This is a genomic window from Acinetobacter nosocomialis, from assembly GCF_041021905.1.
Classification (GTDB): domain Bacteria; phylum Pseudomonadota; class Gammaproteobacteria; order Pseudomonadales; family Moraxellaceae; genus Acinetobacter; species Acinetobacter nosocomialis.
Genome location: NZ_CP157432.1, coordinates 3,757,105 through 3,769,776, shown reverse-complemented (window position 1 = coordinate 3,769,776; position 12,672 = coordinate 3,757,105). Strand labels below are relative to the sequence as shown.

Annotated in this window: 13 protein-coding genes; 7 read left to right on the top strand and 6 right to left on the bottom strand. The window is 39.5% G+C overall.

All coding sequences use genetic code 11. The features are described from left to right. Positions 1-72 precede the first annotated feature (72 nt). The 4 genes from ABLC00_RS17655 to ABLC00_RS17640 all read left to right on the top strand — a co-directional run bounded on the left by ABLC00_RS17655 (position 73) and on the right by ABLC00_RS17640 (position 3,627). Positions 73-375 (top strand): helix-turn-helix transcriptional regulator, encoded by a 303-nt coding sequence (locus ABLC00_RS17655; protein ID WP_002053977.1) that lies wholly within the window; start codon positions 73-75, stop codon positions 373-375. Positions 376-403: 28 nt separating this feature from the next. Then, positions 404-1,462 (top strand): alkene reductase, encoded by a 1,059-nt coding sequence (locus ABLC00_RS17650; RefSeq protein WP_004711502.1) that lies wholly within the window; start codon positions 404-406, stop codon positions 1,460-1,462. 168 nt (positions 1,463-1,630) lie between these two features. Further along, positions 1,631-2,923 carry a 3-deoxy-D-manno-octulosonic acid transferase gene (locus ABLC00_RS17645; RefSeq protein ID WP_033846238.1) on the top strand — a complete coding sequence of 431 codons (1,293 nt, stop codon included), beginning with the start codon at positions 1,631-1,633 and terminating at the stop codon, positions 2,921-2,923. Beyond that, positions 2,920-3,627 (top strand): 16S rRNA (uracil(1498)-N(3))-methyltransferase, encoded by a 708-nt coding sequence (locus ABLC00_RS17640; protein WP_033846237.1) that lies wholly within the window; start codon positions 2,920-2,922, stop codon positions 3,625-3,627. Before ABLC00_RS17645 ends, ABLC00_RS17640 begins: the two co-directional genes overlap by 4 nt. Here the strand turns inward: ABLC00_RS17640 and ABLC00_RS17635 are convergent. Next, complete coding sequence (locus ABLC00_RS17635) at positions 3,616-4,587, bottom strand: mechanosensitive ion channel family protein (RefSeq protein WP_044422646.1); 972 nt, start codon at positions 4,585-4,587, stop codon at positions 3,616-3,618. The two genes, ABLC00_RS17640 and ABLC00_RS17635, sit on opposite strands and share 12 nt — an antisense overlap. A gap of 113 nt (positions 4,588-4,700) precedes the next feature. Next, a complete protein-coding gene (locus ABLC00_RS17630; RefSeq protein WP_002053807.1) occupies positions 4,701-5,276 on the bottom strand; it encodes a DUF805 domain-containing protein in 576 nt (191 codons plus the stop codon). 294 nt (positions 5,277-5,570) lie between these two features. Here ABLC00_RS17630 and acs point away from each other — a divergent pair, with 294 nt between their 5' ends. After that, a complete protein-coding gene (gene acs / locus ABLC00_RS17625; protein WP_044422644.1) occupies positions 5,571-7,520 on the top strand; it encodes an acetate--CoA ligase in 1,950 nt (649 codons plus the stop codon). Between the two features lie 42 nt (positions 7,521-7,562). On the opposite strand, the gene ABLC00_RS17620 is transcribed toward acs, so the two are convergent. Beyond that, the gene (locus ABLC00_RS17620; RefSeq protein ID WP_004711510.1) at positions 7,563-8,105 is read right to left on the bottom strand and encodes a cysteine hydrolase family protein; all 543 of its coding nucleotides are present in this window, start codon (positions 8,103-8,105) and stop codon (positions 7,563-7,565) included. Between the two features lie 105 nt (positions 8,106-8,210). Here ABLC00_RS17620 and ABLC00_RS17615 point away from each other — a divergent pair, with 105 nt between their 5' ends. Then, a complete protein-coding gene (locus ABLC00_RS17615) occupies positions 8,211-8,624 on the top strand; it encodes an Lrp/AsnC family transcriptional regulator (RefSeq protein ID WP_006582472.1) in 414 nt (137 codons plus the stop codon). Positions 8,625-8,715: 91 nt separating this feature from the next. Here the strand turns inward: ABLC00_RS17615 and sfnG are convergent, their stop codons facing one another. Together sfnG and msuE are read right to left on the bottom strand one after the other, a co-directional pair. Further along, positions 8,716-9,828: a dimethylsulfone monooxygenase SfnG gene (gene sfnG, locus ABLC00_RS17610; protein ID WP_002053823.1), complete on the bottom strand. Its 1,113-nt coding sequence runs from the start codon at positions 9,826-9,828 to the stop codon at positions 8,716-8,718. 44 nt (positions 9,829-9,872) lie between these two features. Continuing rightward, positions 9,873-10,610 (bottom strand): FMN reductase, encoded by a 738-nt coding sequence (gene msuE / locus ABLC00_RS17605; RefSeq protein ID WP_002053935.1) that lies wholly within the window; start codon positions 10,608-10,610, stop codon positions 9,873-9,875. 376 nt (positions 10,611-10,986) lie between these two features. Between msuE and ABLC00_RS17600 the strand changes: the two genes are divergently transcribed. Continuing rightward, positions 10,987-11,637 carry a response regulator transcription factor gene (locus ABLC00_RS17600; protein WP_001023261.1) on the top strand — a complete coding sequence of 217 codons (651 nt, stop codon included), beginning with the start codon at positions 10,987-10,989 and terminating at the stop codon, positions 11,635-11,637. Positions 11,638-11,679: 42 nt separating this feature from the next. On the opposite strand, the gene ABLC00_RS17595 is transcribed toward ABLC00_RS17600, so the two are convergent. After that, positions 11,680-12,447: a hypothetical protein gene (locus ABLC00_RS17595; RefSeq protein WP_006580841.1), complete on the bottom strand. Its 768-nt coding sequence runs from the start codon at positions 12,445-12,447 to the stop codon at positions 11,680-11,682. Positions 12,448-12,672: the final 225 nt, after the last annotated feature.

Below are 12,672 nucleotides of genomic sequence, written 5' to 3'. Positions count from 1 at the left end.
TCGAAAAAATGCGATATTATGTTTTCGAAATGCTGAACAAAGCTTTGTTCGTTTAAAAGACGTGTTGAGCCTATGGATATTGATGCAATTAGCAAAGCCCTAGCCAATCCTCTTCGTCGGCAGATTCTGCAATGGTTAAAGGAACCTGCGCATTATTTACCGGTAGAAGAATGTGGTGGTAGTTTTGAAAAAGGGGTTTGCGCAGGTCATATTGAACGTTTGGGTAAAGTAGCTCAGTCTACAATGTCCAATCATTTGTCTGTATTACAGCAGGCTGGTCTCATTCAGGTCCAAAAATATGGACAATGGTCTTATTTTTCACGTAACGAAGCTTTGATTCAGCAATATATCGAACATTTAAAACAAACACTTTAAAACAAATAAAGTGTAAGTCGAGGCGATCATGGCTGAACTCAATACTCCCTTAACAGTTGGTGATTTTGAAATTAAAAATCGACTGGTAATGGCCCCATTAACACGTGCACGTAGTGGAGAAAGTCGTGTTCCAAACGACTTAATGGTGGAATATTATCAGCAACGTGCAAATGCTGGTCTCATTCTCACTGAAGCAACAGTGATTGGTTCAAAAACTGTGGGTTATGCAGACACCCCTGGACTATGGTCACAAGAGCAGGCACAAGCGTGGAATAAGATTATTGAAGCAGTTCATGCACAAGGTTCAAAAATTGTAGTTCAACTTTGGCATGTGGGTCGTATTTCCGATCCTGAACTTTTGGATGGTGATATTCCTGTTGCTCCAAGTGCAATTCAACCTGCGGGTGAAGTGAGTTTATTACGCCCTAAACGCCCATATGTAAAACCACGTGCGCTTTCGATTGAAGAAATTAAAGAAGTTGTTGCTCAATATAAACATTCAGCAGAACTAGCTAAAGCAGCAGGTTTTGATGGTGTTGAATTACATGCTGCAAATGGTTATTTAATTGACCAGTTCCTTCAAAGTAATACCAACCAACGTGATGATGAGTATGGCGGTCCAGTTGAAAATCGCGCCCGCTTGTTATTGGAAGTGGTTGATGCATTTATTGAAGTGTGGGGCGCTGGCCGAGTAGGTGTACATATTGCACCGCGTGGCGACTCTCATGATATGGGTGATGAAAATCCGCTAGCGACATTCGGTTATGTGGTTGAACAATTAAGTCAACGTAATGTTGCTTTCATTTTCTCTCGTGAATATGAAGCAGCCGATAGTATCGGTCCACAATTACGTCAAAAATTTAATGGCGTGTGGATTGCCAATGAAAATCTGACACCAGAGTCAGCAAAACGTATTTTGCGTGAAGGTCAGGCAGATGCTGTATCTTTTGGTAAGGCTTATATTGCTAACCCTGATCTATTACAACGTTTAGAGCAAGGTCTACCATTAAATGAGCTTCAACCAACGACTTTATATGCTAAAGGCGCTGAAGGTTATACGGACTATCCTGCTTTAGAAGCTTCTTAAAATCATTATTTTATTTAGATTTACTATTTGCTGAATTTGCTCTTTTGTGAGTTCAGTCAATGACTTTTCTTGTATATGGTAGAGTTTAGGTATCGAAACTCTGCCATTTTTTTTATCTATGTTATATTTTCCCCAGTTTTTAAATTTTGACTATTTGAGGCAAACCGCTTGGCGACCCCATTTTGGTACAACACAGCACTCCATTTATTAAAACCGTTTTATCGTTGGCGAATAAAAAGACGTGCAGAAAGTCTGGAATTATATCATCAGGAATGTCTGGAACGATTTGGGCCGTTTGAAGATCCGAAAAATGTAAAAGCCATCTGGTTTCATGCGGTTTCAGTTGGAGAAACCAATGCGGCGCAGCCACTTATTGAGCACTATCTCAAACTTGGCCAGCCAGTTTTAGTGACCAATACTACAAAAACCGGTCAGGCACGCGCTAAGTCACTTTTTTTAAAAGAGCCATATTTAGATTTATTCCAAGCAGTTTATTTGCCTGTAGATCAAAAGCCTCTTTTAAAACAATTCTTCGAATCATACAAACCGAAACTTTTAGCATTAGTTGAAACTGAGCTTTGGCCCAATTTAATTGATCAAGCCAAATTACAGCATGTACCATGTTTATTACTTAATGCTCGTTTATCTGAAAAGTCAGCAAAGGGCTATAGTAAAGTCTCAAGTTTAACTGCCGGTATGTTAAAGCAAATCGATTGGGTATTAGCACAAGATAGTGTAACCCGTCAGCGTTATGTTGAGCTTGGTTTAGACGAGCATAAAAGTCAGGTTGTTGGAAATATTAAATTTGATATTCATGCACCTGAGGCTTTTATTAAGCAAGCTGCCCAATTGCATCAGCAGTGGTATTTGGAAAACCGTCAGGTTGTGACGATTGCCAGTACACATGCACCTGAAGAACAACAAATTTTAGAAGCACTTGCGCCTCATTTAAATTCAGACCGTGAGTTGGTGTGTATTGTGGTGCCTCGTCATCCTGAACGTTTCGAGGAAGTATTTGAAATTTGCCAAAATTTAAATTTAGTTACGCATCGTAGAAGTATGGGACAGAGTATCCATGCCAGCACACAGGTTTATTTAGCCGACAGCATGGGTGAGCTTTGGTTATGGTATGCGTTAAGTCAGGTGTGCTTTGTAGGTGGTTCTTTAAATGAGCCGGGTGGTGGACATAACATTTTAGAACCTATGGTTTTAAATGTACCTACAGTGGTTGGACCGCGTTACTTTAACTTTCAAACGATTGTTGATGAGTTCATTGATGAAAATGCTGTGCTTATCGCTCAAGATGCACAGCAGGTCGTTGATATCTGGCTAGCGTGTCTGGCAGAGCCTGAGGCGACTGAACAGCTAGTGGCACAGGCGCATAAAGTATTGCATCGTAATCAAGGTTCATTACAAAAACATATCGGGGTGATTAATCGCTATCTGGCCGAAAAATCATGAATATTGTTTTACTAGAGCCTGAAGATGTTCAATCGGATACATGGTCTATCCATTCAAAACGTCAATTACAGCATTTGCGTGAACATCTTGATATCACGGTCGGCCAGAACCTAAAAGTTGGTATTCGCAACGGCGTCCGTTATATCACTGAAATTGTTTCAATAAATGAGCACGAAGTCCGTATACGGCCTATTCGCGAAGAACCACTACCAGCGAAGCTTCCAGTTCATTTAATTGTGGCTTTGCCAAGACCAAAAGTTTTACGCCGTCTAATTATGGATAGTGTGACTTTAGGTGTTGAAAAGATAAGCCTAATTCATAGTTATCGCGTTGATAAAAGCTATTGGCAAACGCCATTTTTACAGCAAATTGAACAATACGTTACGCTTGGACTTGAGCAAGCAGGCGACACAATTGTTCCTGAAATTCAAATGTATAAACGTTTTAAACCTTTTGTTGAAGACGTTTTGCCAACCCTAATTTCAGAAGAATCTCCTGCCTATGTGGCTCACCCTTATGCCGAGCAGAGTATGCCAATTAATATTAGCCATGCTTGTAGTGTAGTGGTCGGGCCGGAAGGTGGATTTATTCCTTATGAAGTTGATTTACTCATAAAAAACGGTTGCCAAGCGATGAGCTTAGGCAACCGTATTTTAAGAACCGAAACGTCTATTTCTTATATTTTAGGGCGTTTATTTAGCTGAGCTCTCAGCATTCAATGGCGAATGATTAGCGGCCATTTTTAATTCCTGAATAGGGTAAGGAATATTAATGCCATTTGCATTGAAGGCTTGTTTTACTTCAGCTTGAATAGTGCTTGTAGATGACGAAATATCTGTCTCAGTGGTATTAATCCACCAACGTACCGTAAGGTTAACCGAAAAGTCTGCTAGAGCTGTCACGTTAACCGAGAAAGCAGGCTGGCTGAGTACATTACGGTCATTATTGAGAATATCTAAAATAATTTGTTTCGCTTTTTGCTCATCGTCATCATAACCAATACCGACTACGAACTCACAGCGACGTTGTTGGTAAGCCGTATTTACCGTTAAAGCACTCGTATAAACGGTTGCATTTGGAATAACGATACGACGGCCATCCGGTGAGCGCAGGAACGTTGCACGAATTTGAATATCTTCTACAGTTCCTTCAAGTGAATTCACTACAATCGAATCGCCAATACGGAATGGCTCGCTCAATAAAATCAAAATACCTGAAAGCAGGTTTTGGAAAATATCTTTAAATGCAAAACCAATTGCGACCGAACCAATACCCAATGCACTCATGAGTTGGCCTGGCGTAAACCCTGGAATCATAATGACTAAAGCAATTAAGAAACCAAAGAATAAGATTGCTGTACTACCGACACGGTTTAAAACAAGAACCAAATTTTGGCGAGTATAAGAACGATTTTCTAAAGTCTTACGCACAAAGAATTTAAATAATTTGGTCAGTAGCCAAAAAATAATAAAAACGGTAATCGCAATGCAGATATAAGGTACACGTTCCCAAAAACTATCTACGATTTTGTCGATAGTAGTATAGGCATCATGATATTTCTCGGTATGTGCTAAAACCGTTTGAGTGGTTTTAGTACCCGCTTCTTGCAAAAGTTCGCCTGTATTTTTTGCAACATCCGTTAAGGATTTTTGTTCATCAGCCACGACAAGTCTCTAATTAAATAAATTCATGAAAGCTTTTTTAGCTTTCATCATAGTAGGAGATAAAATGTGCGCCTACTATAATGAGTTCATCTAAATAATAAAGTGTTTTTTAATTAAAAGTATTGCGTTCCTTTTTGTAAAATTTGTGTTGGGGTTTGGATAGTATCGGTACCAGAGAAGTAGTAAAAAAAGCCTGCGGTAGAAATAAGGCTAATTAAAATAGCGATTAAAATAAGCCAAGCCATCAGTTTCTCGATAAAGGTTGAAGGCCGAACAGGGCCATACTGATTTGGGCCTGCAGTACCAGAAGCAAGTAATAAATAGATCATAAAAAAGAACTGAACCACCGGAATAAATAACAGCAGGCCCATCCAGCCACTTTTATTTAAATCGTGTAAGCGCCGAACGACCAGAATAATATTGAGGTAGATCAAAAATAGCCAAAAAGCCCATACTACTAAGGCACTTACGCCGGAAAGAGAGCTATAAAACTCAAAATTAAATAGATCGCTTGAAAGCTGAAAACTTCCAAGAAAGGAAGCTAAAATGAAATAACCTATAAGTGTAATTAAATAAATTAGGCCATATCCACCTAAATAACTCATGCGGTTAAAGCGACCGTGAATTGAAAAAGGACTATCTTTAAACGGAAGCTCTGGTGGTCGTGAAGAGGGAGTTTCGGCAAACATCTTATTTTATTCCTGCACTGCTTCTAAAAGCTAAAATAAACTTTGTTGATGGTCAAAACCATCAAAACTTAAAAAAATTATAAAAGTAAAAGCTATAGACAAATGTTTTAAATCAACTTAATTTTATAAAAATGTTCACAATTTCGTATGTTTGAGTAAGTGATTAATATATGACCAAAGTCGGATTGTTTTGACTTTGAGAGAGTCATCATACTGAAAAGGCATACAAATAAGATCCAGTAAAATAATAGCCACAGTCTCGAGATGGGATGCACAAGATCAAGGAAGTTGCGTATGAATGAGATCTATCCAGTACCAGAGGAATTTAAAAAAACAGCTCGTACTGTTGAAGCAGACTACTTTAAACGTTATCAACACTCTATCGAGAACCCAGATGAATTCTGGGCAGAGCAAGCTAAAATTGTCGATTGGATAAAGCCATTTACCCAAGTTAAAAATACCAGTTTTGACAAAGACAATTTCAAAATTGAATGGTTTGCTGATGGTGAGTTGAACGTGTCAGCAAATTGCTTGGACAGGCATCTTAAAGAACATCCACATAAACCTGCCATTATTTGGGAAGGTGACCATCCTTCTCGTCATAAAATCGTTTCTTATAAAGAATTACACGATGAAGTCTGCCGCTTTGCCAACGTTTTAAAGAAATATGGCATTGGTAAAGGTGACCGCGTTGTGCTGTATATGCCAATGGTGACTGAGGCTGCAATTGCCATGTTAGCTTGTGCCCGTATTGGTGCAGTTCACTGCGTGGTATTTGGTGGCTTCTCGCCAGACTCTTTGGCAAGCCGTATTGAAGACAGCCAAGCTAAACTTGTAATTACCGCAGACTCAAGCCTACGTGCCGGTAAGCTGTTACCACTTAAAGAAAATGTCGATTTGGCTTTAGCATTGCCGGGTACCGAGTGTGTTGAAAATGTGGTTGTGGTTTACCGTAATGCAAACCCAATCGAAATGAAGCCAGGCCGTGATTTGTGGTATCACCTTATTATTATGGAGGTGGATGCTGACTGTCCTCCAGAACCAATGAAGGCAGAAGACCCTTTATTTATTCTTTATACCTCAGGCTCAACAGGTAAACCCAAAGGTGTGTTGCATACCACAGGCGGTTATCTGGTCTATGTAACCAGTACTTTCAAAGAAGTCTTCGATTTAAAACAAGACGATGTGTATTGGTGTACAGCCGATATTGGTTGGATTACAGGGCATAGTTATCTGATTTATGGTCCGTTGGCAAATGGTACGACCACCTTAATGTTCGAAGGTGTACCTCAATATCCAACATGGGCACGTCTTGGTCATGTGGTCGATAAACATAAAGTTTCTATCTTGTATACAGCGCCAACCGCGATTCGTGCCATGATGCGAGAAGGTGATTCGTATGTACGCGAAAGTAATCGTAGCAGTTTACGTTTACTTGGTTCGGTTGGTGAACCTATTAACCCAGAGGCTTGGAACTGGTACTACAATGTTGTCGGCGAAGGCCGTTGCCCAATTGTTGATACATGGTGGCAAACTGAGACAGGCGGTATTTTGATTGCACCATTACCGGGTGCAACAGCTTTAAAACCAGGTTCGGCAACGCGTCCTTTATTTGGTATTCAACCAGCCATTGTAGATGGTGAAGGTAATGAATTAGAAGGTGCAGCTGAAGGTAACCTTGTGATTAAAGATTCATGGCCTGGTCAGATGCGTACCATTTGGGGTGACCCAGACCGCTTTATTGAGGCGTATTTCTCAACCTTCAAAAATACTTATTTTACAGGTGATGGCGCTCGCCGTGATGAAGATGGTTATTACTGGATTACAGGTCGTGTTGACGATGTCCTAAACGTTTCAGGCCACCGTCTAGGTACGGCTGAAATTGAAAGTGCTCTTGTTTCGCATGAATCAGTAGCAGAAGCAGCCGTGGTGGGTATGCCGCATGATATTAAAGGACAAGGTATTTGTACTTTCGTGACCTTACAGGCGGGTGTTCCAGAATCGGAAGAGCTGCGTAAAGAGTTAATTAACTGGGTACGTAAAGTACTCGGGCCAGTAGCTTCACCAGATGCATTGCATTGGGCACCAGCATTACCTAAAACGCGCTCTGGCAAAATCATGCGCCGTATTTTAAGAAAAATTGCGGCAAACGAGCTTGATAGTTTGGGCGATACCTCAACCTTAGCTGAACCTGCTGTAGTAGAGCAGTTAATTGCCACGGTTTATCCCGATAGACAAAAATAATCTCTAAAAAAGCCCCTAAGGGGGCTTTTTTATTAAGCGCCATTAAGAGCTTGCTAGAAAGTCAGTTGTATTTTGTACATTTGCAAATGTACTAAGCGCAGTTAAAAAAGCTATTTGCACGTCTTCAGCTTTTACGGTCTTTCCAGCATAGCTTAAATCACGTGTTGCGGTGGCATCTGCAATTAAGATGGGTTGATAGCCAAGCTCTTTGGCTGCGCGTGTTCCTGAGTCAATACACATATGTGTCATCATGCCTGTAATCACGAGTTGATCAATTTGGTGTGCTTTTAAAAGTTCTTCTAAATTAGTTTCTAAAAAACTATTGGGATAATGCTTGGTTACAACCAACGAATCATTATGAACATGAAGTTCGGGATGAAGTAAAACCCCATCTGTATTTTCTTGAAAGAAGCTAGCCTGCGGCGGGTTAATATGTTGCACATAAATAATCGGTAAATCTTTTTCGATAAAATATTGCTCGAGCTGTTTTATTTTATCGAGCGCTTGATCTGGTCCAACCAATTCCATTTTGCCATTTTTAAAATAATCATTTTGTACATCGATAACTAATAGTGCTTGTTTCATGAGAACACTCTTGTTGATATGAGATAAAACAAGATTATTCTCTGCTTGAAAAATCGGCTATAGTCAAATGAAAGCATTATCGCAAGTTTTCTTTCGCCATGAAAAATGAATATTGAATTAGACCCGATTGATCTAAAAATTATTGCATTACTCAAGCAAGATTCCCGTTTAACAAATAAAGAAATTGGTCAGCGTGTCCATCGAACGGGGCAGGCTGTAGGTGCTCGAATAGCCCAGTTGATGGATGCAGGAGTTATCAAAAACTACACCATTGCTGTGCAATACCTACATAAACAATTTATTCATTTGCATTTAAATGAACAACGCGCTTTTGAAGAAATTGAAAATTTGGTCAAGCAATACGAACAGATTGATGAATGCTTTAAGGTTATGGGTAATGCCTGTTATATGATTGTGAGTCATTTTGAACCTACAGCATTAAATGAATTTATTGAGGTTCTTTCAAAATGGTGCCGCTATTCGGTTGAAACTGTTGTTCGAGAAGTTGAGAAATCTTAAAAAATAAAAGCTCCAAGCCGAGTCTTGGAGCCAATAAAACTTTATTTTAATTTGTTGTTTTTATTATTTTGCGCTGTTTAACTGGAGTTTTTTAGGCTGATTTAGCTGGGATTTCTACCTCCTTTTCCTGTTGAAGTTCTAACTGACGAACGAGCGGCAGAACTTTTTCTCCGAAATATTCCACCTCTTCAATAAAGTGTAAGAAACCGGAAAGAACCAAATCGACACCTACATTTTTAAGCGCCACAATACGCTCTGCAATTTGCTGAGGTGTACCAATTAAATTGGTTTTAAAGCCATCGTTATATTGAACTAAATCTTCAAAAGTTGATTTTGCCCAGTTGCCTTCTTGTTCTGGTGAAGCCGCACCCGCTTCACGAGTTGCATCGCCAAATGCATTGACTGCTTCAGTATTGGCTTTATCAATAATTTCTTGAAGTACTGCTTTAGCTTCTTCTTCGGTATCTCTGGCAATAATGAACGCATTTACCCCAATTTTGACATGGTGATTATTGGCTTTTGCTTTGGTGCGAATATCTTCGACTTGTTTTTGAATTTCTTCTACAGTATTACCATTGGTGAAATACCAGTCGGATACACGAGACGCCATATCTCTTGCTGCACGTGAACTGCCGCCCTGAAAGACTTCAATATGTGGTTTTTGCAGAGGTTTTGGCTTAAGTGTGTAGTTCTGGAATTGGTAATACTTACCATCGAAACTATAGTTATCTGTGGTCCAGATTCCTTTTAGCGTGCGAATAAACTCTTCAGAGCGAACATAACGCTCATCATGCTCAGGCCACTCTTCACCAATCGCATCAAACTCGCCTCTAAACCAACCACTTACCACATTAATAGCAATGCGGCCTTCGGTTAGATAATCAATCGTAGCCAACTGTTTAGCTGCAAGTGCCGGTTTCCAAGGGCCGGGAAGAATTGCCGCAATCACTTTAAGTTTTTCAGTTTTTGCAAGTAATGCATGACTGAAACTCACGGACTCATGCTGGTTTTCTGCCCCATAGCCCGCCGTAAAACGAATTTGGGTGAGCGCATATTCAAAACCATTGTTTTCGGCTGCCTGTGCAAGTCGAACATTGTAGTCATAACTCCAGTCTGTACGCTGTTCGATGTTACTCACTACAAGGCCACCGCTTACATTTGGTACCCAATAAGCAAATTTAATTGGTTGTTGTAATTGCGTCATGGTGCTCTCTCCCCATTCGTTATTTTTATTTAGCTATATTGCGCTTAGGCAACATGCGTTAATGATTTACCAGACTTGTGATGCAAACGAGATTCTGCTGCATCAAGGTTTGGTACAGCTGCCGAAGGTAATACTTCTTCTTGCTCAATTTGCTTGTTAATACCAAGCTCTTGATTCGCTTGTTGAGATTTAGGTTTAACCACCTCAGCACGTTTACCTTTTGCTGGCGCCCACTCTAAAATTGGCAATGCACGCGCTACGGCCAGTGTAATACGGTCAGCTAGTTGCTCACTTTTCACTGTATATTCAGGAGTAAAGTCACGATCTGTTGCGTATACGCCAATTGGTAAAGTTTGTGCTTGGAAGAAGCTGAACAATGGGCGAAGTTGGTGTTCGAGTACCAGAGCATGGCGATCACTACCACCTGACGCAGCTAAAAGTACAGGTACATCGACTAATGCAGTTTGTTCAACGAAGTCAAAGAAGTGTTTGAAAAGACCGGTAAAAGAGGCACGGTAGACAGGTGTACCCACAATCAAGGCATCTGCTGCTTCAACTGCTGCAAGGTCATCTTGTACACGTTGCGGGAGTTGATTGCGATAAAATGCACCGCCTAATAATGGTCCGATTTCACTTAATTTAATAAAGTGAACTTGAATATCAATTGCTTCAGATAACTCATCAAGAATGGCCTGAACCAGACTTTCGGTTTTAGATGGGGTATTTAAGCCACCAGAAACAGCAACAATATTTAAAGGTTTTGATGATGCGATACCAGTCATGATTTGGTTCCTAAGCCTAAAAAACAACATTGGACTTATTAATCAACAATGACGGCAAACTGTAAAATAACGAAATTGGTCAACCTTATCAGTTTTAAATATAAAACCCGAATAGTTGATTTTTATAATTTAATAGTAAGTTAAGCAATTGTTTTTATTTTATATAATTATTGGTGATATCTTTTTTAGAATAAAAATGAAGCTTATATAAAAAATAGATTAATTTTGATTAAAAGGTAAAAAACAACTGAAAAACGAAGCAAAGGACTGTATTTAACAACATTTTGCATAAAAATGGATAAGATGAGCATATCTTTCATCTAAATAGTAGGGTTACAATAGGCCATACTTATGCTCAAGATTACTTTAATCGCTTATGAATATTTTAATCGTTGATGATCATCCTTTGTTTCGTCATGCTTTGATTCAAGCAGTACGTTATAGCCTGCCACAGGCACAAATTCATGAAACAGCTTCGGTTGATGAGTTTTATGAGCGTTTGGAAAATGGGGCAGAACCTGATCTGGTATTACTTGATTTAAACTTACCAGGTGCTTCAGGCTTTTCTGCTCTGGTCTATGTAAGAGCACAATATCCCTCTATTCCAATTATTGTGGTTTCTGCACACGAAGAAGCGTCAATTATCCAACGTGCGATTGCACATGGTGCAATGGGTTATATTCCTAAATCGGCTCATCCAAGTCATATTGGTGAAGCGATTCGTCAAGTTCTAGATGGCGAAATCTGGTTACCACCAAACCTTCCATCAAATATTAATCTTGACCCGCGTGCGGCAGATGAAACTGCTTTGGCTGAACGTATTCAGTCGTTAACGCCTCAACAATTCCGTGTTTTGATGATGGTTGCGGAAGGTTTGTTGAATAAACAGATCGCTTACGAGCTTGATGTTTCAGAAGCCACCATTAAAGCGCACGTAACCGCTATTTTTAGAAAACTAGGCGTACAAAATCGTACACAGGCTGTATTGGCAATTAGTGCATTAAATATTGAAGATAAAAAAATCTAAAATAAAAAAGACCTCAATGGAGGTCTTTTTTATATGTTCCACTTAAGCAAGGCAATCTTGCTTAGGTGTTAGGCTGTCGCAGTACAGTGGGTTAAGAGCACATTGCAAATCATCAATTTGTTCTTGGGTCACGTAGCCTTTACTTTTTAAATATTCAGCTACCCGGTCATCACGCAAGCTTAAGAAAGCTGCATCATAAACACCTAAATCAACAAAAAGTGCTGCGGTTTCTAGGCTGTTGAACCGATCAAGAAAAATATCATTGCCATACATTAAGAAGATATGGTCAAGTTTTGCTTTTTCATCTACATGCAAACGCTCAGCAAGTTGATGTGGAGGTGTCTTAATAAAGAGTAAGTCAGAAAGTTCATCAAACTGAGTCATATCTAATTGGTTTTCTCCGAGTTTGACATGGCCAAGCCAAGCCTTGAAAACCAGAACAGCACCACCGCGTAGAAGCATGCTCCAGATTTGATGGCGTGTGTCATGATCAAGATTTTCACTTTCAGCAGTGAGGACTTTTAAGAAGTTCTCTTCTTGTTGCGCTAACTTGTCAAATAAGCCCAAACCTTGCGGATGATAAGCAGCAGGTGCAAATACATCAAAATTTAAATCATGAAATACATTAAGTGCGAGGGGCACAGCACACTGATAAATTGTATTAAGAGCTTTGATATGTGCTTCGCTCAGCTTGCTGTGCGGAAAAATACTTTGCCAATCTAACTCTGGAAGTAAGGCATTGGCACTGTATTGGCGATAAAACTGTTGAGAAGAAAGTTGGCCTTGTGGACTGTTATCAGAAATATTCATGGCAGTGGTCCTTTGCGTTAATTCATGAGCAGGGGTGCGATCAGGCAAAATAAGTTCAAATAAATCGTCAGACGAATAAAATGCGTTTTGAATATTTATGTGACATGCATAATGCAAGTAGAATACGACTAAAGTCGTATATAGTGGTTTTTAGTAAATAAATAATTATAAAAACAATGTCTTATTAAATTGTAACTAAGTGTACAAGTGTTCACTTACAAAAAA

Coding starts and splice junctions, on each gene's coding strand:
- ABLC00_RS17655 (WP_002053977.1), top strand. CDS start 73: ATGGATATTGATGCAATTAGCAAAGCCCTAGCCAATCCTCTTCGTCGG.
- ABLC00_RS17650 (WP_004711502.1), top strand. CDS start 404: ATGGCTGAACTCAATACTCCCTTAACAGTTGGTGATTTTGAAATTAAA.
- ABLC00_RS17640 (WP_033846237.1), top strand. CDS start 2,920: ATGAATATTGTTTTACTAGAGCCTGAAGATGTTCAATCGGATACATGG.
- ABLC00_RS17630 (WP_002053807.1), bottom strand. CDS start 5,276: ATGTTTGCCGAAACTCCCTCTTCACGACCACCAGAGCTTCCGTTTAAA.
- acs (WP_044422644.1), top strand. CDS start 5,571: ATGAATGAGATCTATCCAGTACCAGAGGAATTTAAAAAAACAGCTCGT.
- ABLC00_RS17620 (WP_004711510.1), bottom strand. CDS start 8,105: ATGAAACAAGCACTATTAGTTATCGATGTACAAAATGATTATTTTAAA.
- ABLC00_RS17615 (WP_006582472.1), top strand. CDS start 8,211: ATGAATATTGAATTAGACCCGATTGATCTAAAAATTATTGCATTACTC.
- sfnG (WP_002053823.1), bottom strand. CDS start 9,828: ATGACGCAATTACAACAACCAATTAAATTTGCTTATTGGGTACCAAAT.
- msuE (WP_002053935.1), bottom strand. CDS start 10,610: ATGACTGGTATCGCATCATCAAAACCTTTAAATATTGTTGCTGTTTCT.
- ABLC00_RS17600 (WP_001023261.1), top strand. CDS start 10,987: ATGAATATTTTAATCGTTGATGATCATCCTTTGTTTCGTCATGCTTTG.
- ABLC00_RS17595 (WP_006580841.1), bottom strand. CDS start 12,447: ATGAATATTTCTGATAACAGTCCACAAGGCCAACTTTCTTCTCAACAG.